The organism is Calditerrivibrio sp., from assembly GCA_026415135.1.
GTDB lineage: Bacteria > Chrysiogenota > Deferribacteres > Deferribacterales > Calditerrivibrionaceae > Calditerrivibrio.
Genome location: JAOAHS010000024.1, coordinates 24,248 through 45,958 on the forward strand (window position 1 = coordinate 24,248; position 21,711 = coordinate 45,958).

The window sequence follows — 21,711 nt, forward strand, 5'->3', positions numbered from 1 at the left end:
CTCCATACTATTCAAAAGGATAGAATCTCAGCACCTTATTGGGATCAGCTTTACGATGTGCATTGATAGCTTTAGATATATCTTTATCAATTAGCGTTTTAAGCTCATCAATATACCTATAAGCTTCTTTCTGATCCCTTATAAAACCGCTTTTAGAAGCTAATATGTTCTCCTCGCGCACCTTTAAAAAATTTATTAAAGATAGATCTGTTTTTTTGACAGATCCTTCAGAAGAAGATTTTGCTCCCTCTGATGAGTGCTTAGAAGGAGATTCCTTTTTTTCAAGCTTCTGTAATCTATCCTTCAGATTAATTATGGGGCCACCGTCACCTATGACCATAATTTAACCTGCCACGTTAAGTTTTATGTTTTCCTGAATTTGCCCTACATTGTTTCTTTCCTGTTCTTCTTTTGTCACAACCTCTTTCCATGCATCCCTCAAAGTTTTCAAAATACCTAATACTGGAGTTAACTTTTCCACATCTTTGGTTTTATTAGCTTCCACTAATTGCCAGATCATAAAATCGTATAGCTTAAAAAGGTTTTCAGCTATTTCTCCAGCTTCCATATTGAGGGTGCTAAGTAGCTCATATATTATATTCTCAGCCTTTATGATATTTTCATGAGCTGCAACAATATTTTTTTCTTCAATCCCTTTTATCGCCATATTTACAAATTTTATTGCACCATCATAAAGGAGTAATACCAGCTTACCTTTGGTTGCACCTTCTATTTCATTTTTGAGATATGTTTTCTGTGCTTGATGGTACATAACAGATCACCTCCATCTTATTTATTACCACCAGTAATAGAAGATATAATGCTTGATAAGGCATTACCTCTTGCCTGTAGTTTAGCTATATTAGATTCCATATTACTAAAAGCCTGCCAAAGTCTTTCAAAATAGTTATCTACTCTTCTCTGGGTGCTTTCCATCGACTTAGCTATAGTAAGCAACTGTCTATCAAAAGTACCATAAGATTTAACTTTGTTATAGATTATACCATCCACAGCAGTATAACTCTTGATAACATTTTCATACCTTCTTGTCCATCCTTGAGCAGATGAACTATTTTCAGCAAAGAGTTTAAACACATCATCGGGATTGTTAGTAATTGCATTGATAAAAGTATAATTGGACTGCAGTTCTGATTTTATGGCATCGATATCTGTAGTATCCTTAACTAAATAACCTTTCTTAAGCAGTTCTAAATCTCCACTACCTGCTATCTTTAGGCCAATCTGGGAGAGATTGGTATATTTGCCGGTTATTCCGATCAAATCTGAAAATAGGTTGGCTCTCAGGGAGTTTTTTAAATTTCTAAATTCGGCGCTTTTTCTTATTAATTCATACTCGTTAAATTTTTTCCATTTCTCCTCGTAATTTTTCACCTCCGTTTCCGACATTTTATTTTTCTTCTCAGTAGAAAGTGCTTCTAAATATTTTTTATCATCCTTTGAAAGTTCTGGTGGATTCAACCTTTCAAGTAACTCATTGTAGTGCTTTATTAGTACAGCAGTATATTCTACAGCTTTTGTGGTATCCACTTTTACATCTAAAGTTATTGGTTGATTAGAAGCCGATTTCAGGTTTAAAGAAACACCTTCTATTATATCGTCAATCTGATTTTTGTTTCTTACATATTGAACCCCATTTACTTCCACAATAGCGTTCTGACCAGCATAACCTATAGACTGCTCGATTTGGGTATTATCGGTAAGATTTAATGCTTCTAAAAAGTTACTTGTATCAGAAGTAGATCCAAACTTAATTTTTTGGATACTATTATTTGAGATAATATGGATTTTATCCCTTGTCTGCTCATAACTAATTGATACACCTGCTCCTGAATTATTTATCTTATTGATGACATCGTTCAGGGAATCCACAGCTGGGTCAACGTATATTGATATCCCATTTATTGTAAAGATCCCTTTGGTCACGGATGCTGTCATGCCAGACTGAGTAAGTTTAGCAGATGGATCGATGTTACCCGCAGTCTTTCCGGGAACTGTTTGTGCACCTGATAATACCGTTAATTTCATGATTGAAAGGATGTTACTCGTATCAGAAAAGTCTCCTAAGGTGATAGTGTTATTACCTGTAGTCGTTGACCTTAGTTCAAAACTTTTTGTTGTGGCATTGTAACTTGCAACAACTCCAGCACCAGAGGAATTGATCTGAGCTATTAAAGAGTTTACAGAGATTTGGGTATAGTCTGAAATAGTTATCTTCTTACCATTTATTGTAAAAGTACCATTTGTGGAACTGGAAGGTACAGTGGAAAATCCCGCATTTTGTAATCCAACAACACTTGTGTTTAAAGTACCAGATGTTACTTGGGCTCCATATATGGTTGTATATGTAGCAGCAGATACATTCAAACTTGAGTCTTGAGCAATAGTCATAATTCCTGAAGTCAAAGATGTAGCATTAAAAGTTACTCCCGGGATGAGCCCCCCTGTTGAGTTGTTAATTTTTGTCAACAGTGATGAATAGGAGCTATCTACATGATATTTTTTCATTTCAGTTACCGTACTTGTAGATGTTGTATTCAAACCCAAACCTGTTTGCAAAGTACCACCTGTTACTGCAAGATTCAATTGTTCTGCTGACGTACTGTAGAATGCTAATTTCCAGTTACCGCCAGCATAATCAGCTCTAACAGAAAAGTATTGTATATTTGACGTTTCATATTCAGCATTTAACTGCTGATTTAAAGAGTTTTCTATCTGCTTTGTAACCTTGTTTATATCATCACCGCTGTTTATAGAAATATTTATATTAAAATTTGTGGAATCTACTGTGACCTGCAATGTTCCAGATAATGAAGAAGTAAAATTACCTAAGGAATCAACAACACCAATATTACCACCGGTAACCTTTTTAAGCTGACTAAGTTCATTGAATTTAAAACTATCTTCAGAAATAAATGTAGTACCATTGTCGTATAATTTTACATTATGCACTCCTTCTATAAAATCAGTTGGTTTACCAGATATAGAACTTACACCAACATTGTTCAGTTGTAACTTTGCTCTTGTGTATTGGCTATACGAATATGAATTTTTAGCTGTTTGTAAAACTTGAACAGAATAACTACCCACTTTTGCATTGGGTGTAACAGTAGCTGAAACAGAAGCTGGATCTGAAGACTCTATTTTCTTATTTTTAAATGTGGATTCTAATCTAAGATTAAAGAGGTCAGTTCTGATAGTATTCAATTTATCTGAAATCTCTTTGTACAAGTTTTTTTCAAGGTTTTTAAGATTGTATTTAGCTTCTAAATTATCAAGGGGTATTCGTGCCTGGTTAACAAGTTTTTCAACTATAGAGTTTGTATCCATCCCTGATATCGCGCCGCCAATCCTCAATGCGTCCATAACTAACCTCCCTGTTAGTTACTTTCTAAATCGACTCCACCAAAAAAAACTTTAGAAAAAACTTGCCATTTTGAAAAAATTGTCTAAGATTATGCCAATGAACAAGAAATTAGTCATTTATGACTGCGATGGTGTCCTATTTGATAGTTATAATGCTGTAATGGCTTACTATGATTTCATCTGTGAAGTATTTGGTGTAAAGAAAATCGACCGTAATGATAAAATTTTGGTCGAAGCAGCCATGACAAAAACCAATGAAGAGATCATTAGGCTTTTGACAGATGATAAAGAAAAGGTTGCTCAAATTTTAGAGTACGCTAAAAAACAAAATTTTATGAAATTTTTAGATCTCATGGTACCAATGCCTAATATATACAAAGCTTTGAAACTATTAAAATCAAAAGGTATCAAACTTGCTGTTTTTACAAACAGGGGCACATCCCTTAACTATCTTTTAAAACATTTTGAAATGCAGCAATACTTCGATTACACCGTGAACTCCATTGATTTGGAAAAACCAAAACCAGATCCGGAAGGTCTTTTTAAAATATATAGTTTCTTTAGCTTAACCAACAAAGATGCTTTGTTTATAGGTGACTCTATGAATGATTATCTGCCAGCCAAAGCAACAGAAACAGATTTTGTCTCCTATAGAGTAAAACTTGATAATTCTCCGGTAATGGATGATCATCTCGAAGTGGAGAGGTTTATATGATCTATGAGTTCAATTACTCCGTAAACTACAGGGATGCAGATGCTTCAAGATATTTAAGAATAGATGCTCTTGTTTCCCTTCTACAGGAGTCAGCAATCCTACATTCAGAACTTATTGGTTTTGATGCTGATTATATGTACAAACATAGCTGCGCCTGGATGCTGAATAAGTTTGCCATAGTAATTTATGAATACCCATTTCTTAGGGATCAAATAACTATAAAAACCTGGTCAAGGGGTCTAAAATCTTTTAGAGCTTTCAGAGATTTTGAGGTGTTTAAAGGTGATAAGCTCATAGCCCATGCAACATCGTATTGGTTTTTTATTGATACAACTAAAAAAAGAGTCATAAAAGTACCGGAAGAAGTGCAAAAAATGTACGGTTACCATGACATCACCACAGGTGTTATAATTGATGACTCGGAACCTACAAATATCGATGATTTTTTCTTTGAAAAAAACCATATAATAAGGTACAGTGATATAGATAGCAATGGACATCTTAACAATGTAGCATATTTGAATATGCTTGAAGATACAATAAAAAACAGTGGAACAAACAGTAGGATCAAAGAATACTATATCTCCTTTAAAAAAGAGATAGTCTATGATAGCAATGAAATTAGTGTTTCTATTTTAAAGGCCACAGAAAAAAGATATTTTTTCTATTTTAACAAGGATGCAGAGATCTACGCCCAGGGAGTTGTTAATCTTTACTGATACTATTTAGATCTATCTTAAATGTTGGTATGTCTCCTATGATAAGATTTTTTAAGTTTTCAAAGGATGATGATTCATCAGTTACGAAGATGTTTCTTATCCCCTTTTCATTTGTATTCAAATGAAGTTTAAGTATATAATCTATTATGGCCTCAGAAGAATCCACAAGCTTAATTTCTGGATACAATCTTTTTAGTAAAGGCTTTAATACAGGATAATGAGTACAACCCAGTATAAGTGTATCTATACCCTCAGATATTACATCATCTAAATACTCCCTAATAATAATTTCCGTTACTTTGTGCTCAATCTTCCCCTCTTCCACTAACGGTACTAAAAGGGGACATGCCTTCTGAAAAACGTTTACAGAACCATTTGACAAAGCCCTTAATGTGTTTGCATAAGAACTACTCCTAATGGTGGCTTGTGTCCCTATCACCCCTATTTTGCCATTTTTAGTGGAGTTTAATGCAGATAAACAGCCAGGTTCCACAACACCAATGATAGGTATATCAAAATTATTTCTTAGGTAATCATAAGCATAAGAAGAGGCAGTGTTACAAGCTACCACTACTAAATCCACATGAAAATTATTAACCAAAAACTCAGTCAATTCCTTGCTATAACGAATAATTGTATCCATCGATTTGTTACCATAAGGTACCCTTGCTGTGTCACCGATATAATACATATCCACCGTTTTAAATCTATCAGATATCGATTTAAAAACCGTCAAACCACCAACACCTGAATCAAAGACACCAATCGACATAACTCTCCTTAAATTTTTTTCTATCACAAGGTAGTAAAATAATCATTAAGCTAACTTTTGTCAACTTTCATTTCCCTAAAAATATCACCACCACAAAAACACTCTCCTTTTTTCTCCACTTTATTTTAAAGTTGTTTTTTTTACACAGCATCTCAGCAACGGATAAACCAACCCCTAACCCACTACTGTTATTTTCACCATAATCATTTACCAAGATTAAATATTTTTTCCCTCTGAAAACACCATTTTTTACCAAGAAAAATTTTCCCGAATATTTAGATATGTTATCAAAAAGTAAAAACACCAAAAACTCTAAATCATAAATATTTACCTCTATTTTTAAATCTTTTAATCTATCTTTTATAACCAACTCTTTGGTAAAAAATGTTTTAATGAATCCAGAAATGAATGTTTTAAGATCTACCTCTTGAACGTTCTCAGAATATAGATTTATTTTCTTTATATATTTTTCCATACCCTCCAAATCAGTTCCTAAACTTTTACAGCTTTCTTCTATTCTTTTGGCTGCATTAAGGTTTGAAGATTTAATCAATTCTATATTTATTTTTTGAATCGAAAGAAAATTTCTAAGTTTATGGGAAAAAATCATCAATATTGTCTCAAAGCTATTTGCAAGTCTTTTTTGTTTTAACAGCATTTTATGTACTGTAAAATAGTAGAGTAAAGATATGGCTAATAATATAAAGAAATCCCAATAGATCATCAAATAAACCTTATTTCTAATCCTTTCAACAAAAAAATCTTTTTTTACATAAAAGTAGTTAGGTTTATCCACTTCAAAAAGGATAAAGTTTCTAACAGATACCTCGTTTTTAGATATTTTAAGGTAATCTGGGTATTCAAAAGGGATGTTATTTTTAGAAAGTCTTTTGTAATATATGATCTCCTGACGCAATAACTCTTCTGTCTGAATCTTTATCGATTGAATAAATATAAAATTTATCATTGATAAGCCAAGCATAAGTATGAAAAGAATTAAAACAAACGTTTTTGTCTCAAAACTTATATTTTTCATTTCAACTTATACCCTCTTCCTTTATAAGTTACAATAAAACCTTCCGGCAAAACCCTTCTTAAGTTTTTTATATAAGTCCTAATAGAGTCGGTACCAACACTTTTATCTTTCCAGATATAGTTTAAAATCTTTTCCATAGTCACTATTTTTCCCCTATGCTGAGCTAATAAACACAAAAGCTCCCATTCTATTTTAGACAAAATTATCTCCACTCCATCCACCTTAAGAGATTTTGCAGAGAAATCTATTTCAACATTATCTATGATTAATCTATCCCAACAATAAGTTCTCCTCAATAAAGCATTTATCCTTAAAGCCAGTTCTTTTGGATCAAAGGGTTTTACCAGGTAATCATCGGCTCCATACCTGAAACAGACCTCTTTTGTTGTTATGTCGTTTTTTGCTGTGATTATCAAGATTGGTTGTTTTATGCCCCGTTTTCTTATTTCACAAAGTATATGCTCCCCCTTTTTATCCTTTAACATCAGATCCAATAAAATCAGATCATAACCATCTAACTCATAATAGTCTATTAGATCCAGATCCTTAATTATGTCACAGTAAAACCCTTCTAAGTCTAAATATTCTTTCAAGGATTCAGCTAATGTTGTATCATCCTCAATTAAAAATATCTTCACTGATAACTAACCTTTTATAAAAGGATTATACTTTTTTTCGTCACCTATTGTTGTCAATTCACCATGCCCAGGAATAACCATTACATCATCTGCTAAATTATAAAGCTTTTTTACAGAAATTTCCAATAAGCGAAAGCTACTATAAGGGAAATCAGTTCTACCAACTGAACCAGCAAAAAGAGTATCACCAGTTATCAACAAATTCAAACTCTTTACAAAAAAAGACAGACCACCAGGTGTATGCCCAGGAGTACTAATAATCTCAATATCTGTGACAATATTATTTAGGACAACATCCCCATTTAAATCGATATCTATCTCCGGTGATGCCACAGATGGTAAACCAAAATAACTGGCATGAGCAGATGCCTGATTGACTAAAAACTCATCTTTTTTACTCATGGCAAATTTTACACTGTACCGATCTTTCAGTTCTTTAACTGCACCTATATGATCGAAATGGCCATGGGTATTCAATATCATTACAGGTATCAGATTTTTTGAGGACAAAAACTCATCTATCTTCTCAAAACTACCACCTGGATCAAAAATAAGGGCATATTTATCTTTATAAATTATTATGCAATTTACCTGTAATGGCCCAGAGGGTATAACCGCAAAATCCATAATAACCTCCTCACAATTTTATTATCATTGTAACAGGTCCATCATTAAAAATACTCACTTTCATATCAGCGCCGAAAACACCACTTTTTACATTATCTTCCCCTATTATCCTTTTACAATAGGTGATAAAGCTATCATAAAAAAGCTTAGCCTTTTCTGGTTTTAAAGCATTAGTAAAATCTGGACGTCTACCTTTACTGACATCACCAGCAAGGGTGAACTGACTAATTATAATAACCTCACCATCAACATCGATCACAGATTTTGACATCTTCCCTTGTTCATCCTCAAAAATCCTCAGTTCTATACATTTTTTAGCCATTTTTTCTAATTTTGATTCCTCATCCATATTCTCCATACCGATAAGGATATTTAAACCTTTACCTATCTTGGCAACCATTTTACCATCTACCCAAACAGCACTCTCAATAACCCTTTGAACAACCGCTATCATCTCAAAACCTCCATGATTTTCAAACCACTTAACCTTATAAATAAAAAGTAACAAGCTCCAGATATAACCACTGTTATAAGAACGTGAACATGAAAATACCTAAAAAGGATTATCATAAGATACATAAGAACCGATGACAAAAATATTCTTATAAGGATTCCACCATATACCTTAAAAGAAAAAACATACCCATCTATCATCTTATAAAGAAGAAAAGCATTCACCATAGCAACAATTGAAGAAGAAAGTGCAATACCAGCATGTTTATATTTCATCATAAGCAAATAGTTTAAAAGTGCATTTAAAAACATCATAAAAAAGGCTATTTTAACAGGTGTTTTGGTATCTTTTTTAGAGTAATAAACCCTCGTAAAAAGTCCTACTAATGAATAAAACAAAAGCCCCACAGCATACATTTTTAGGGCTTCCGAGGTATAAATAGTCTCCATCTCTCCAAAAGATTTTCTTTTGTATATCAAGGCAGAGATCTCATAGGATAACGACATAAGACCAACAGTAGCAGGAATGACTATAAAACACAAAGAAATAATAGACTTATCTATAATTTTATATGCTCTCTTATTATCCCCATCAGCAAGAGCTTTGCTCATTTCGGTAAGAGATACTGAACTGAGAGCAACAGAAAAAACCCCTAATGGAAATTGAAATAACCTATTAGCATAATATAAAAAAGATATGCTTCCCGAAGATAAAAAAGATGCAAAAATCCTATCTACAACAAAATTTATCTGGCTTATTCCAAGACCTGCTATAGATGGTAGAATAAGAAGAAACGTTTTTTTAAGATCTGGATCGTTATCTCCAAACCTAACCAATCGAAAATCTTTCTTAAAAGAATATAAAAAAACATACACAAATTGAAACACCCCACCCAAAAATACGCCCCAAGCTAAATATAAGATGTTACAACCATTATAATAACCAGCCACAGCACCTAATATCATAAATATATTCAACATAGCTGTGGATGAATAAGGGATATAGTAGCTTCCCAAAAGGTTTAGATAACCAGTAAGGATAGCCACAGCAGTTACAAAAAGAAGGTATGGCATAACAATTGCAAGCATTATAGCTCCCAAACCCATCAGATATTTATCATCTACATTACCAGGCATAAACAAACCAAGAATGAATTCAGGGAATACATAAATAATTCCGATAAGAAAAAGTATAATCGTAGAAATAACAACTATAAGTTGATTAACATACCTTATTGCAACATCCTTATCATGCTTGTATTTATCAGCCAAAACAGGAATATATGCCGAACTTAAAGCTCCCTCTGCAAAAAGTGCTCTGAATAGATTTGGTACAGCAAAGGCAACAAAAAAAGCATCGGTAACCTTATTTGCCCCAAAAACAGCTGCCACAACCAAATCCCTTATAAGTCCCAACAATCGGCTGGTCAAAATACCTGCTGAAGATTTTAAAAAATAATGAAAAAAACTTCTTCTTTTCACCTAATATCCTCCCTATAAAAACCCAAGTCCTCTGGTGCTGTAGGTGAAACTGCCATTGTTTTAAACCTATCATATATTACAAAACCAGGTGCTCCACCTTTAACTTTTCTAACATACCTCTTCTCAGTCCAATCTACAAGAACATTTTTTTCACTCTTAAACTTACTAAAAAAAGCAGTAATACTACACACAGTTTTTATTAAATCATCCGTAGGTACACTGTTAGTGATTTTGAGAACCACATGGGAAGAAGGTGCATCTTTTACATGAAACCATAAATCATCCTTATCCGATAATTTTAATATTTCATCATTACCCAAACTATTTTTACCAACTAAAAGTATCCAATCATTGCTTCTATATTTGTAGTAATTTTTTGCTCTTGTAATAGGGATTTTCTCCTTCTTTTGTGATGGTTTTAAAATGGAATTAACAGCATTATGATCTATTAGGCCATTTTCAATGAAGTAGATTAACTCATTTAAATAATCTATTTCCTGTTTTACTGATGTTATCCTCTTTTGAATTATCGGTAAGGCTCTCTCAAGTCTTTTCCCTTCATTATAGAGCTCTTCAATGTATTTTTGAATAGGGACTTTCACTTCAAGTTCTAGCTTAACTTTATAGATTAACTCCTCATCAAACATGAAAAATTCACCGCTCTTTAAAGCCTCATCTATCCTATATAGATTATTTTTTATCATTTCAGCTTGATCAAGAAAATGTTGAAAACATTCTGCTGCTTCCAGCTCCTTCTCTACCTTCGATAAGGTAGACAATTTTTGCGAGATCTTATTTTTTATCTGTTTTAAAAGTTGTTGAGCATCTTTTGACTCATTCGTAGAAGTAGGCGGTATGTACTCATCTATTTTTACAGCCAATAAATCCCCTGTAAGATTAAAGGGATAGGCTTTGCCAAATTCATCCAGATAAATTGTATCTTCATGTAGATACAACTTCATCAAATCAACAGCATCATCAAAATCCCCCACCACTTCCACTAATTTATTAGCAAAATCTGTAGTTTTCTTGTAAAAACCTTCATACTTACTAAAATCTTTTTCATTACCAGTGTTATCAAGACTAAATCTTTTGTTTGACTTAAAAGGTTGATATTTTGTGCCAATATTTATCACCCTGTCTGCATCAATATTTTTTCCGGTTAAATTGAATAAAATTATATTTTTTTCATCTAAAATAAAAAAATTGGAGTTCCCACCTACCACTTCAAACACCAATTTATAGACCTCATAATCTCCAGAAATCTTCTGCTTTGCAACCTTGATATAGAATAGTCTATCATAACCCTTCTGCTTTATTTCAACTATCTTTGAGGAATTGACTTTAGAAAATATCTCTTTACCATCAAACTCTTTTTTAAAAAAAATCCACCCATAAGAAACATCAAAAACCAAATAAATCTTCTCTGAACGTACATAAAATATTAGACAGAGCATATTATGGTTTAAAAGCACCTTGTTTAAACTTTCTATATTTTTTTTCTTCAAAAAATTTATAAATTTGAACAACAATAAACCATCCATCTCAAATCACCTGTAAATATTAATCATAAAAGAAAAAGAGTTTTTAATTGACTCAGAGATTACTTCTGCTGTAAAAACTTTTCAAACATCTTTTTATCATTAGCTTTTAAATAAGCTTCTTCTGGTGATATTATTTTATTCATCAAATAGTCCAATATTACCTGATCCATCATCTGCATTCCATCTGCTTTCCCCGTTTGCATAATTGAAGGGATCTGAAATATTTTCCCCTCCCTTATAAGGTTTGATATAGCACTGTTCACCACCATAATCTCCAAAGCAGCAATTCTTCCAGGCTTATCACACCTTTTAAGAAGTTGTTGGGATATGACCCCTTTCAAAGATTCAGAGAGCATTGTTCTTATTTGTGCTTGCTGACCTGCCGGAAAAGCATCTATTATACGATCCACCGTTTTAGGCGCTGAGTTTGTATGTAGTGTGCCAAACACAAGGTGACCAGTTTCGGCTGCTGTTATTGCAAGCTCAATGGTCTCAAGGTCCCTCATCTCACCCACTAAAATAACATCTGGATCCTCTCTCAATGCAGCCCTTAATGCTGATGCAAACGACTCTGTCATTGTCCCAACTTCCCTATGGTTTACAAGACAGCCTTTACTTTCATGGACAAACTCTACTGGATCCTCAATAGTTAAAATATGATCTTTTCTATTTCTGTTAATGTAATCAATGATTGCAGCAAGCGTTGTGGATTTTCCACTACCTGTAGGTCCAGTCACTAATACCAGACCCCTTGATAGATTTGCAAATTTTAAAACCTGAGGTGGAAGACCAAGATCCTCTGCTGAAAGAATCTTAGACGGAATAAGCCTAAATACAGCAGCTATACCCCTTTTTTGATAAAAATAGTTGGCCCTAAACCTTGCTAATCCAGGTATCTCATAGGCAAAATCAAGATCCTTTTTCTTTAAAAAATATTGTTTTTGTTCTTCTGTGATGATCTCAAATAATAACATTTGTAGAATTTCATTTGTTAGTTCCTGATACTTTATCTCTTCAAGCTCACCATGTTTTCTCACTAATGGCTTACACCCACTGCTCAAGTGTAAATCGCTACAATTATTTTCCATCATATACTTAAAAAAAGCATCTATCTTCGCCATAAGCCACCTACTCAAAAACCAAATTTGTACCATCAAATCTTACATAGGGATAACCATACAACTTTTCTTCTCTATAAAAAACATAACTTGGACCACAATGCTTCATATTTGTGAAAATTAACCCTTTTTCCGGCCTAACCATGATCATAACCATAAATGAACAATTACTACCATGATATTCCTCATAAAAAAGATCCCAATCCTTTGCTAAGCAATGACGAATAGACTCAAAAGTGTCTATGTGTTTATCTAAAAAAATCCTTTCTTTTCCCGATGGAGCCCACCTATATATCGCTAAATACCCTTGTTCATCAACAAAAAAGTCGTACCTTGTATTCAGTTGAAAATTAAGGTTTGACAAAATACCTACAGCCTCCTCAAACTGAACATCTCTAAGGGTATCTAAAATCTCCATTATATTTTCAGCAGATCCCACAGCAAGGGTAACATGTTTTCCTGAATACTTATTGAAATATTCTAAAATCTCGTTATCAAAGGGATCATCAGTAACCACCGTAATAGTTTTATCATCAACAAAAATAGGTATAGCTTTATGTTTTTTCATAAAAGAGTAAGAAAATCTGTTTATAAGTTCTAAGTCAACCTGCTCCCTATTTATTATTACAAAAGGTAAATCTATCTGTTTGCTTATAACGTAATCCAACTGAGACTGAGTTATCTTACCCAGCCTAACCAATGCTTCTCCAAGCCTTATTTTCTCTTTTTTTTGAAATTCCAACCCCTCTTCCAAATCTGTATCTGTTATCAAACCCATCTCCTTTAAGATCACACCCAAATTTCTATTAGCCATGCTCATCCTCTATATAATATTTATCTTTTAAAAGATTATCTATGCTATTTAAATAATAATCAAAAAAACCTGAGCTCTCAAGGGTAGAAATATGATGTTTAACAGTCTTTAATTTAACACTATAATACCTCTCAAGAATGATCGAAAGGTCCTCATCACCTATGAGATGCAACATAAAATAGGTGTCAGGAATAGCAGCTAATACCTTATCAGAAGCAGAGTACTGAAACTTATTCAAATCGATAAGGATTTCAGAAAATAGCTTTATCTCTTCCTCATCATAATTTCTAAGTGTCAGAATCTCAACCAAGTGTCTTAAAGCATTTGAATATACCTTAGGCTTGAAAGATAATCTGGGTATATTAGAAAAATAATACTTTTTAATATTTTCTTTATAAAAATTTTCAATATCTAAAATAAACTCATATTCATCCTGAAGTTCAGTATTACCCTGATAGACTGACAAACCGTTTAACAGAATCTCTTTGGCATTAGCAAACCTTTTGTGCAATAAAAGCTCATAAGCAATACGCATATAATCTTTATATCGTAATGCATGTTTAGAATGCTGTTCTTTATAAAGCATCAATGCATTATCAAAATCGGCCATCATTACTTTATAGGTTATATATAATGTTTGAGCAACATTTTGATACCCATCATACTGCATAAGCTTTACTATATATTTAAAAGCAGTTTCTGTTTTACCCACATCTAAAAGACTATCAGCTATCAAAAAAACTACCTCTATGTCATCGGAAAACGCCTTTTCATAAGCAACGAAATAATCAATGGATTTACTCCGATCACCTTTAAAAAGATGATATTTTCCTAATACTCTACAAACCTTTTTAAGAAATTCCTCATCCTCACCAAATCTAACAAACATTTTTGTTATTTCATCGTTTGCTTTTTCAAGATCACCTTTTTCTATAGTATTTTCAATATCTTTAAATAAACGATCTATAAAACTTAATTTGTTCACTGAAGCTGCTCCTTGTGTAAAGCATAAAGGTCCCTCACAGTCCTATAAGTATCAGAAAGTTGAATAATCATCTTGTTAAAGACCTCAGCTGTTGCCATGGCATCACCCAAGGCTGTGTGCCTTCCATTGCATTTTACTTTGTAGAACTCCAATAGGAAATCAAGGCTAACGTGATCATTTCTCCTTGCTATCCCCCTTGTATAAATAAACATAGTATCGAGGTACTTTTGTTTGAGGCCGCAACCAAAGGTCTCCATTAGCTCTTTGGATATCATATCGATATCAAACTTTATATGGTGACCAACCAGAATAGATTTCCTTATAAATTTCATAAACTCAGGCATAACCTCTACAACAAATGGCTTATTTCTTACCATTTCATCCGTTATACCATGCCATTTTATCGACTCTTTATCAATTTCTTTGCCTGGATTTATAAAAACATTATAATAATCAATGATTTTAAAATTCCTTATTTTTACAGCTGCCAGATTAATAATCTTTGCAGTAGCTATATCCAGCCCAGTAGTCTCAGTATCCACCACACAAAACTCGGCATCAAACAGCGATTTATTCATAAAATCTGATTTGTTGTATACATTACATATTTTTACAACATAGTTAATAATCGGATCCTTGTGGGAAAACATCGACTTTGCTTTAAAGATCTTTCCTAACATCTTTACCCCCATAACAAATTAAATGAAATTAAGTCTTTTAGCAAGAAATTTTTTTTACATAAAATCCTATTGACTAAAAGGCCCATAAAAAGTAATAAAAAGCTATGACACAATATCAATATACTGGAAAGATTGAAGTAAGATACTCCGATTTGGACGCTTATGGCCACGTAAACCATGCTACCTACTTTACCTATTTAGAAACTGTAAGGACAAATATTTTTATCAATGAATTCGAAGAATTACTTAAAAATGATATCCATCTCATAATAGTAAGTGCAAGCTGTGACTATAAAAAGCCTATACATCTCGGGAATGATGTTTTCGTTTCTTTTTGGACTAAAGAGATAAAAAAAACATCTTTCACACTTCAATACCACATACACGATGGAAAAGGGGTAAGTTACGCTTCCGCTGAAACCACATTGGTCGCCTTTGATAATAAAAAAAAGAAACCCACACTACTACCATCTATCATAACAAACAAAATCATTACATAACAATAAAATACAAAAAACTCTTGCATTTAAAATAAAATTGCGTTATATTCAAAATATAGCCCGGCTATCTAATGCTTCATAATCCTCCCCTTTAAGAAGCTTGCCGGGATTTTTTTAAATACACCTTGGAGTAAATATTGAAAACTAAGGTTTTGGTTTTATTTAGTTTTGTTTTGTTGATATTTTTAAGTACAGGTTGTTCCACTAAAGGTTTTGTCAAAGCTGATAAGATTCAATATACCATACAAGCTGGAGCATTTTCTAATTTTGACAACGTTCAAAAATTTATGGATAAGCTCGCTGCAAAAGGGTTAGACCCCTATTATTTTAAAGATGACAATGGCTTATATAAGGTAAGATTTGGTAATTTTTACACATTAGAAGCTGCAAAATGGACTGCTGAAAAATTAAAAGAAGATTTGGTAATTGAGGAATACGTTATAGTTACACCCGATAGTTTTAGATATCAAAAGATAGATAACAATGACTTGAGGGAACAGATCATAAATACCGCCATGAACTATTTAGGTACACCCTATATGAGAGGTGGTAATAGTGAAGATGGATTTGATTGTAGTGGTTTTGTCCAAACTGTATTTAGGTTAAACGGTATAGAATTACCCAGAACATCCAAAGAACAATTTGCCAAAGGTGATACCATAAGAGATGAACTCAGACGTGGAGATTTAGTTTTTTTTAAAATTAATGGGAAAAACATATCCCATGTTGGCATATATATTGGTGATGGTAAATTTATCCATGCCCCAAGAGTAAACCAAAAAGTGAGAGTAGAAGATCTGGACCTACCTTATTATAAAAAACGCTATGTGGGAGCAAAAACCTATCTAAATGACATATCCATTAACACAGCCAATAAATAATAACCACCTTCTATCTACAGAAGATATAAATCGACTTGATGTAATAAGGTTTGAAGGTATTATTCATTACATCGATACCGATGAAAAATTAGACCTTTGTGCCTTACCCCTTGTAAAACATGTAGGTTTTGATACAGAAACAAGACCTTCCTTTAAGAAAAACCTTCACTACGATATATCATTAATCCAAATAGCTACTGATGAGGAAGCCTTTCTTTTTCATATCTCCAAAATTAAAAACAATAAAAAGATCTTTGATTACCTCAGAGACACCAGTATAACTAAAATAGGTGCAGGAATAGATGATGATTTAAGAAAACTAAACAACAAAGCCATACCCAATTTAAATAAAATCTCATTTTTAGATATACAAAAATTAGCAAAAAAATTACATTTACCAAAATCTAATCTAAAATATTTAACCGCAGTTTTTTTAAATAGAAGAATCATAAAATCATCCCAAACATCCAACTGGGATAGGCATCCCCTCACAGAAAAACAAAAATTATATGCAGCTACCGATGCTTGGGTATGTCTAAAGATTTTTAACGAGATGAATAAAATTTTAGAAACTTTGCAATAATTGTTTTTATCCCAAAATGTTCAAAGTTTACAGTTACCTTAGAGTTTTCACCACTACCTTCAATTTTAATTATTTTCCCATCTCCAAATTTTTCATGGGAAACCCTATCATAACCGATATCGCTTTTTATCATATTATGTTTGATCTCAAAAATGAAAGGTGACGGTTTTAGTATCTGGGGTTTTCCATAAAAAAGCCTTCTATTTACATGGCTTATAAAAAGCATTTCTTTCGATCTCGTAATACCTACATAACACAGTCTTCTCTCCTCTTCCATTTCCAAATCGTTGTCTATTGCCTTATATAGAGGGAAAACACCTTCTTCTAACCCAGTGAGGAAAACTGTATGAAACTCCAATCCCTTAGCAGAATGAATCGTCATCAATTTAATAAAACCTGTAGCATCCTCATCATTACTTGTATACAAAGTGGCATCCGAAAGAAAATCTTTTAGTGTAAGTTCCCCATCTTCCTCTTTTTGCACAGCAGCATTTATAAGTTCATTTATATTGTCCATCCTTCTTTCAACTTCGTACATATCTTCATACTGAGATAAAAAATTTTCATACTCTATTTTGTCCACAATATTTTTGATCATCTCAGAAACTTTTAAATGTTCAAATCCGTCAAACAGAACGATAAACTCATCAAAACTTTTTTTAACCCTGTCTGTAAATGTATTATAAAGCTCTTTTATAGATGTCAAAATATCTACACCATTTTCTAAGGTGAAAGCAGATACCTTTTCAATGGTTGCATCACCGATGTGTCTTGGTGGTATCTTTATAGCCCTTTTAAAAGACTGAATATCATAAGGGTTTGAGTAAAACCTTAAAAAAGCAAGTATATCCTTTATCTCTTTTCTTCCATAAAAACCTACGCTTCCTATTACTTTATAGGGTAATCTTTTATTGTTTAGCTCCACTTCAAAGTTTCTCGATTGGGCATTTGCTCTATAGAGAATAGCAATATCGTTGAGTTCTACTCCCAAGTTAACAAGCTCTTGAATTTTATTGGCAACAAAAGCAGCTTCCTCAATTTCATTCTCAAAACATTGTATTACCACATGCCCCATCTCCTTTTTATAGGATTGTAGCTCTTTAACCCTTCTATACCGATTATTAGAAATCAGACAGTTGGCTGCATGAAGTATATTAAATCCGCTTCTGTAATTATCTACTAATTTTACAATTTTTACACTTGGGAAATACTGATCAAAGTTCAAAATATTCTTTATTTCAGCACCTCGCCAACCATAAATAGATTGATCATCATCTCCAACAGCAGTAACCCTTCCATCACTATCGGATAGATTTATGAGAAATTCCAATTGAATCCCATTCGTATCCTGAAACTCATCCACCAGTATATATTTAAAAAGTGTTTTGTAAAAGTACTTCACCTCAGGAAATCTTTTTAATATTCTTAGGGCTAAGGAAAGCATATCATCGAAATCTATCATAGACATAGATTTCAAAACAGATTGATAGTTAGCAAATACTTCATCAAATTTGTACTCATCAAAAGATAAATTAACTTCGTTAACAAATTCCATAGTATTTTTAAAGTTACTGATCGAACTGAGATATATTTTTGGTGGGTATTTTTTAGAATCTATATTAAGATTTTTAAGAATGTCCCTTAAAATAGAAATTCTATCATCCTGATCTATTATCCCAAAATTAGGCGGTAAATCTATAAGATAACCATCCCTTCTTAACATCTTTAAAGCTATTGAATGAAAAGTTCCTATCCAGATACCCCTACTCCTGTTTCCCGTCAAATTTGTTACCCTTTTGGACATTTCATCAGCAGCTTTGTTTGTGAATGTCATAGCCAAAATATTTTCTGGAGCAATGTTTAACTCTTTGATAATATAAGCAATCTTATGAGTAATTACTTTAGTTTTGCCTGTACCTGCACCAGCAATAACCAACAATGGCCCATCATTATAAAGAACTGCATCTTTTTGAGACTGATTCAAATCGTCTAACATCAGTTCTGTTCTTTGTAACTTACTAATGTTTTTAGATAAGCATTCTCACTTAAATAAAGATATAGCCTGCCCAAGACATCCTTCCTTTTATCGTCACTTATATAGTCAGACTCTTCAATCAATTGTTTAAGCCTTCTTTCTATGTCCTTAATATCATAGTCAAGATCGTCAAGTATATCTAAAATATTCTGAGCCTCCAAAAGATTGGTTACCTCGTAATTACCCTCATCATCGAATACAACAGAAAACTCAGTGGGGTGCGTAAAAAGATTGTGTTGCATACCCAATATCTCCTGATAAGCACCAACAAGAAAGAAAGCCAAAAAATACTCCTCTTTGTTTACATCCACATCATGTAAAAATAATGGTTTGCGTATATCAAATGCTATCTCTCCATCACTATCACAAGTTATATCCCACAAACTAGCAGACCTTGTCGGTTTTTCATTTAGTCTATCAAGGGGTGCAACAGGAAAAGTCTGACCCAATCCCCAATAGTCCGGTAAACTTTGAAAAAATGAGCAGTTTAATAAATATTTTTCCTGTATCATATTTTGGATAGTGAGTATCTCATCATATTTTTTATTTTTTAGTAAATCTACAGCTTTCTTGATAATAAGATGAACCAATATCTCCGTATTACTTCTATCCAATAAATCGATGTAACCTAAATCAAAAAGTGTAAGCAACGATTCCATATGATCCAAACTGTCGTGCAGATACTCTATCGCATTTTTTTCATTCATAAGATTGTAAAGCTCATAAAGCTCATCAATCAAAGGCGGATTTTTTGGCTTCAGCTGAAGTTCTCGTTGGTCATATTCCTGCGAAAAAAGCTCCAAAACCGGAGCAACCAATACCGCATGCTTTGCAGCCACAAACCTACCAGCTTCAATAAAAATATCTGGATCTGGGACATGCTTGTTATGGGCAATGGTTTTTAATAGGAAAACTACGTCACTAGCATATTCTTCTAATGTATAGTGTCTATGGGCCAATCCTTCGTGTTGAGCATACTCCACGGCAAGGCCTCCACCAAGATCGATAGCTTTTAGATTGTGGGCTCCCATCTTGTATAGCTCTGCATGAATATTACCAGCTTCCCTCAAAGCTTTCTTTAAAGGTGAAATCTCACTGATTTGTGATCCAATATGGAAATGTATCATTGTAAAATATTCCAGCATATTACCATTTTTCAGCATGTTCATAGCTTCCAACAACTCTGTGGATGTAAGCCCAAACTTAGAATTTATACCACCACTTTTTGCCCAGATTCCTATACCAGAACTATGAAGTCTTATTCTAAGGCCTATTTTTGGATAGGGTTTGCCCATCTCTTTTGCTACAGTTAAAATGGTCTCAAGTTCGTTTAATCCTTCAATTGTAATGGTTATATCGTGCCCCATCTTTGCTGCGATAAACCCAAGTGAGATCATCTCTTTGTCCTTAAAACCGTTTACCATAATGGGACAACCACTGTTATTATAAGCCATAGCGATTATCAACTCCGGTTTACTACCAGCTTCCAAACCATAAGGCATACCTTTTGTCATCTCCATTAGGGGAATCACAAAATTTGGAAACTGATTGACCTTTAGAGGAAAAAGGGCATTAAAAGAACCTTGATAACCATACTCCTTCATAGACTTTTTAAATGTTTTAAAAAGCATATCTATCTGCTCTTTCACAAGATGTGGGAACCTAATTAGTAAAGGTCCTTTATAACCTTCATCCCTTATCTCCTTTACAATATCTATGATAGCCGGTTTTTTCCCATAATTAACCACAATCTTACCTTTTTCTATCTTAAAGTCCTCATCAGACCAGATTTTTATACCATAATCCATCATGAGCTACCCCCTATTTTACTTCCACGAAAATATTATATAAAAAATTCAAAAAGTCTATCGTTTTTTAAACAACATAGATATTGACTTTAGTGACAAAACTGTATATAAGTAGCCTATGAATTGGAATATAGCCCATAAAACAAAAATCTGTAAAATTAATCCCTGTTACTCAGATATCTATTCTTACTTTTTCTTCTTCTTTTACTTTTTCTTTTTTGGAGGATACCGCTTGAGGTGATACCTGTTTACATTGGAAAACAGGAGCCGCAGGCGGGAGATCCCCACTTGCGGCTCTTTTTTTTATATCTATAAACTTATAGGAGGTATTATATATGATTGTTGTAATGCAAATTGGTTCAAAAGAAAATGAGTTAAATGAAGTTTGCAAAAAAGCAGAGTCTTTAGGTTTTACCCCACATATTATTTATGGAAAAGAGCGCAACGTAGTGGGACTGGTGGGCCTTGGAGATAGAGAAAACGTTAGAATAATTGAAGATTTACCTGGTGTAGATAGAGTTGTCCCCATTACAAAACCATACAAATTATCAAGCAGAGAAGTTAAAAAAGAGTCCAGTATCGTTGAAGTAGGTGATGTAAAATTCGGAGGCGAAGAGATCGTTGTAATAGCAGGACCATGTTCTGTAGAATCTGAAGAACAAATAGTAAAAACTGCTGAATATGTAAAAGCCGCCGGTGCAAAAATGCTTAGAGGAGGTGCATTCAAACCAAGAACCTCTCCCTATGCTTTTCAAGGCTTAGGTGAAGAAGGTCTAAAACTTTTAGCCAAAGCAAGAGATATTACGGGATTACCAGTGGTCACAGAAGTAGTAAATCCAAAAGATGTAGATCTTGTTTACAAATACACTGATATGTTCCAAGTAGGAGCGAGAAATATTCAAAACTTTGCCCTTTTAACCATGTTAGGACAGACAGG

At 33.2% G+C, this 21,711-nt stretch carries 22 protein-coding genes; 6 read left to right on the top strand and 16 right to left on the bottom strand.

Features of this window, described 5'->3' with window-relative positions:
- Positions 1 to 7: 7 nt before the first annotated feature.
- Genes N3C60_04000 through fliD form a run of 3 tightly spaced genes read right to left on the bottom strand, consistent with a single transcriptional unit; the run spans position 8 to position 3,384 of the window.
- Positions 8 to 340 (bottom strand): hypothetical protein, encoded by a 333-nt coding sequence (locus tag N3C60_04000; GenBank protein MCX8084064.1) that lies wholly within the window; start codon positions 338 to 340, stop codon positions 8 to 10.
- 3 nt (positions 341 to 343) lie between these two features.
- Positions 344 to 772, bottom strand: coding sequence for a flagellar export chaperone FliS (fliS, locus tag N3C60_04005; protein MCX8084065.1), 429 nt, complete (start codon positions 770 to 772; stop codon positions 344 to 346).
- Positions 773 to 789: 17 nt separating this feature from the next.
- Positions 790 to 3,384 (bottom strand): flagellar filament capping protein FliD, encoded by a 2,595-nt coding sequence (gene fliD / locus N3C60_04010; GenBank protein MCX8084066.1) that lies wholly within the window; start codon positions 3,382 to 3,384, stop codon positions 790 to 792.
- 97 nt (positions 3,385 to 3,481) lie between these two features.
- Here fliD and N3C60_04015 point away from each other — a divergent pair, with 97 nt between their 5' ends.
- Positions 3,482 to 4,099, top strand: coding sequence for an HAD family hydrolase (locus N3C60_04015; GenBank protein ID MCX8084067.1), 618 nt, complete (start codon positions 3,482 to 3,484; stop codon positions 4,097 to 4,099).
- Entirely contained in the window at positions 4,096 to 4,818 is a 723-nt protein-coding gene (locus N3C60_04020; GenBank protein ID MCX8084068.1) for a thioesterase, read from the top strand. Before N3C60_04015 ends, N3C60_04020 begins: the two co-directional genes overlap by 4 nt.
- Here the strand turns inward: N3C60_04020 and murI are convergent.
- The 11 genes from murI to N3C60_04075 form a co-directional block, all read right to left on the bottom strand.
- On the bottom strand, positions 4,805 to 5,590 hold the full coding sequence (murI, locus tag N3C60_04025; GenBank protein ID MCX8084069.1) for a glutamate racemase: 786 nt from the start codon (positions 5,588 to 5,590) through the stop codon (positions 4,805 to 4,807). The two genes, N3C60_04020 and murI, sit on opposite strands and share 14 nt — an antisense overlap.
- 67 nt (positions 5,591 to 5,657) lie before the next feature.
- Positions 5,658 to 6,626, bottom strand: a complete 969-nt coding sequence (locus tag N3C60_04030; protein ID MCX8084070.1) for a hypothetical protein — start codon at positions 6,624 to 6,626, stop codon at positions 5,658 to 5,660.
- A complete protein-coding gene (locus N3C60_04035; protein ID MCX8084071.1) occupies positions 6,623 to 7,264 on the bottom strand; it encodes a response regulator transcription factor in 642 nt (213 codons plus the stop codon). Before N3C60_04035 ends, N3C60_04030 begins: the two co-directional genes overlap by 4 nt.
- Before the next feature lie 6 nt (positions 7,265 to 7,270).
- On the bottom strand, positions 7,271 to 7,891 hold the full coding sequence (locus N3C60_04040) for an MBL fold metallo-hydrolase (GenBank protein MCX8084072.1): 621 nt from the start codon (positions 7,889 to 7,891) through the stop codon (positions 7,271 to 7,273).
- A 10-nt stretch (positions 7,892 to 7,901) separates the two neighbouring features.
- Entirely contained in the window at positions 7,902 to 8,345 is a 444-nt protein-coding gene (gene dtd, locus N3C60_04045; protein MCX8084073.1) for a D-aminoacyl-tRNA deacylase, read from the bottom strand.
- Positions 8,342 to 9,826: a murein biosynthesis integral membrane protein MurJ gene (gene murJ, locus N3C60_04050; GenBank protein MCX8084074.1), complete on the bottom strand. Its 1,485-nt coding sequence runs from the start codon at positions 9,824 to 9,826 to the stop codon at positions 8,342 to 8,344. The genes dtd and murJ overlap by 4 nt, the downstream gene beginning before the upstream one ends.
- The gene (locus N3C60_04055; protein ID MCX8084075.1) at positions 9,823 to 11,370 is read right to left on the bottom strand and encodes an NFACT RNA binding domain-containing protein; all 1,548 of its coding nucleotides are present in this window, start codon (positions 11,368 to 11,370) and stop codon (positions 9,823 to 9,825) included. Before N3C60_04055 ends, murJ begins: the two co-directional genes overlap by 4 nt.
- Before the next feature lie 59 nt (positions 11,371 to 11,429).
- Complete coding sequence (locus N3C60_04060) at positions 11,430 to 12,491, bottom strand: type IV pilus twitching motility protein PilT (protein MCX8084076.1); 1,062 nt, start codon at positions 12,489 to 12,491, stop codon at positions 11,430 to 11,432.
- Between the two features lie 7 nt (positions 12,492 to 12,498).
- A complete protein-coding gene (locus tag N3C60_04065) occupies positions 12,499 to 13,302 on the bottom strand; it encodes a hypothetical protein (protein ID MCX8084077.1) in 804 nt (267 codons plus the stop codon).
- Positions 13,295 to 14,287: a hypothetical protein gene (locus N3C60_04070; protein MCX8084078.1), complete on the bottom strand. Its 993-nt coding sequence runs from the start codon at positions 14,285 to 14,287 to the stop codon at positions 13,295 to 13,297. Before N3C60_04070 ends, N3C60_04065 begins: the two co-directional genes overlap by 8 nt.
- Positions 14,284 to 14,967, bottom strand: coding sequence for a 3'-5' exonuclease (locus N3C60_04075; GenBank protein MCX8084079.1), 684 nt, complete (start codon positions 14,965 to 14,967; stop codon positions 14,284 to 14,286). The genes N3C60_04070 and N3C60_04075 overlap by 4 nt, the downstream gene beginning before the upstream one ends.
- Positions 14,968 to 15,071: 104 nt before the next feature.
- On the opposite strand from N3C60_04075, the gene N3C60_04080 reads away from it, so the two are divergent.
- The 3 genes from N3C60_04080 to N3C60_04090 all read left to right on the top strand — a co-directional run bounded on the left by N3C60_04080 (position 15,072) and on the right by N3C60_04090 (position 16,931).
- Positions 15,072 to 15,467: an acyl-CoA thioesterase gene (locus tag N3C60_04080; GenBank protein ID MCX8084080.1), complete on the top strand. Its 396-nt coding sequence runs from the start codon at positions 15,072 to 15,074 to the stop codon at positions 15,465 to 15,467.
- A 137-nt stretch (positions 15,468 to 15,604) separates the two neighbouring features.
- The gene (locus N3C60_04085; protein ID MCX8084081.1) at positions 15,605 to 16,348 is read left to right on the top strand and encodes an NlpC/P60 family protein; all 744 of its coding nucleotides are present in this window, start codon (positions 15,605 to 15,607) and stop codon (positions 16,346 to 16,348) included.
- Positions 16,317 to 16,931 carry a 3'-5' exonuclease domain-containing protein 2 gene (locus N3C60_04090; GenBank protein MCX8084082.1) on the top strand — a complete coding sequence of 205 codons (615 nt, stop codon included), beginning with the start codon at positions 16,317 to 16,319 and terminating at the stop codon, positions 16,929 to 16,931. The genes N3C60_04085 and N3C60_04090 overlap by 32 nt, the downstream gene beginning before the upstream one ends.
- Here the strand turns inward: N3C60_04090 and N3C60_04095 are convergent.
- The gene (locus N3C60_04095; protein MCX8084083.1) at positions 16,894 to 18,927 is read right to left on the bottom strand and encodes a UvrD-helicase domain-containing protein; all 2,034 of its coding nucleotides are present in this window, start codon (positions 18,925 to 18,927) and stop codon (positions 16,894 to 16,896) included. The genes N3C60_04090 and N3C60_04095 overlap by 38 nt on opposite strands.
- Entirely contained in the window at positions 18,927 to 20,777 is a 1,851-nt protein-coding gene (gene speA, locus N3C60_04100) for a biosynthetic arginine decarboxylase (protein ID MCX8084084.1), read from the bottom strand. The genes N3C60_04095 and speA overlap by 1 nt, the downstream gene beginning before the upstream one ends.
- A 332-nt stretch (positions 20,778 to 21,109) precedes the next feature.
- Here speA and N3C60_04105 point away from each other — a divergent pair.
- On the top strand, positions 21,110 to 21,711 hold a 602-nt coding region (locus tag N3C60_04105), incomplete at its 3' end, for a 3-deoxy-7-phosphoheptulonate synthase (GenBank protein ID MCX8084085.1).

What these genes read in the sequence shown, in the direction of transcription:
- N3C60_04000 (MCX8084064.1), bottom strand. Translation starts at nt 340, where the DNA reads ATGGTCATAGGTGACGGTGGCCCCATAATTAATCTGAAGGATAGATTA.
- fliS (MCX8084065.1), bottom strand. Translation starts at nt 772, where the DNA reads ATGTACCATCAAGCACAGAAAACATATCTCAAAAATGAAATAGAAGGT.
- fliD (MCX8084066.1), bottom strand. Translation starts at nt 3,384, where the DNA reads ATGGACGCATTGAGGATTGGCGGCGCGATATCAGGGATGGATACAAAC.
- N3C60_04015 (MCX8084067.1), top strand. Translation starts at nt 3,482, where the DNA reads ATGAACAAGAAATTAGTCATTTATGACTGCGATGGTGTCCTATTTGAT.
- N3C60_04020 (MCX8084068.1), top strand. Translation starts at nt 4,096, where the DNA reads ATGATCTATGAGTTCAATTACTCCGTAAACTACAGGGATGCAGATGCT.
- murI (MCX8084069.1), bottom strand. Translation starts at nt 5,590, where the DNA reads ATGTCGATTGGTGTCTTTGATTCAGGTGTTGGTGGTTTGACGGTTTTT.
- N3C60_04030 (MCX8084070.1), bottom strand. Translation starts at nt 6,626, where the DNA reads ATGAAAAATATAAGTTTTGAGACAAAAACGTTTGTTTTAATTCTTTTC.
- N3C60_04040 (MCX8084072.1), bottom strand. Translation starts at nt 7,891, where the DNA reads ATGGATTTTGCGGTTATACCCTCTGGGCCATTACAGGTAAATTGCATA.
- dtd (MCX8084073.1), bottom strand. Translation starts at nt 8,345, where the DNA reads ATGATAGCGGTTGTTCAAAGGGTTATTGAGAGTGCTGTTTGGGTAGAT.
- N3C60_04055 (MCX8084075.1), bottom strand. Translation starts at nt 11,370, where the DNA reads ATGGATGGTTTATTGTTGTTCAAATTTATAAATTTTTTGAAGAAAAAA.
- N3C60_04060 (MCX8084076.1), bottom strand. Translation starts at nt 12,491, where the DNA reads ATGGCGAAGATAGATGCTTTTTTTAAGTATATGATGGAAAATAATTGT.
- N3C60_04065 (MCX8084077.1), bottom strand. Translation starts at nt 13,302, where the DNA reads ATGGCTAATAGAAATTTGGGTGTGATCTTAAAGGAGATGGGTTTGATA.
- N3C60_04075 (MCX8084079.1), bottom strand. Translation starts at nt 14,967, where the DNA reads ATGTTAGGAAAGATCTTTAAAGCAAAGTCGATGTTTTCCCACAAGGAT.
- N3C60_04080 (MCX8084080.1), top strand. Translation starts at nt 15,072, where the DNA reads ATGACACAATATCAATATACTGGAAAGATTGAAGTAAGATACTCCGAT.
- N3C60_04090 (MCX8084082.1), top strand. Translation starts at nt 16,317, where the DNA reads ATGACATATCCATTAACACAGCCAATAAATAATAACCACCTTCTATCT.
- N3C60_04095 (MCX8084083.1), bottom strand. Translation starts at nt 18,927, where the DNA reads ATGTTAGACGATTTGAATCAGTCTCAAAAAGATGCAGTTCTTTATAAT.
- speA (MCX8084084.1), bottom strand. Translation starts at nt 20,777, where the DNA reads ATGATGGATTATGGTATAAAAATCTGGTCTGATGAGGACTTTAAGATA.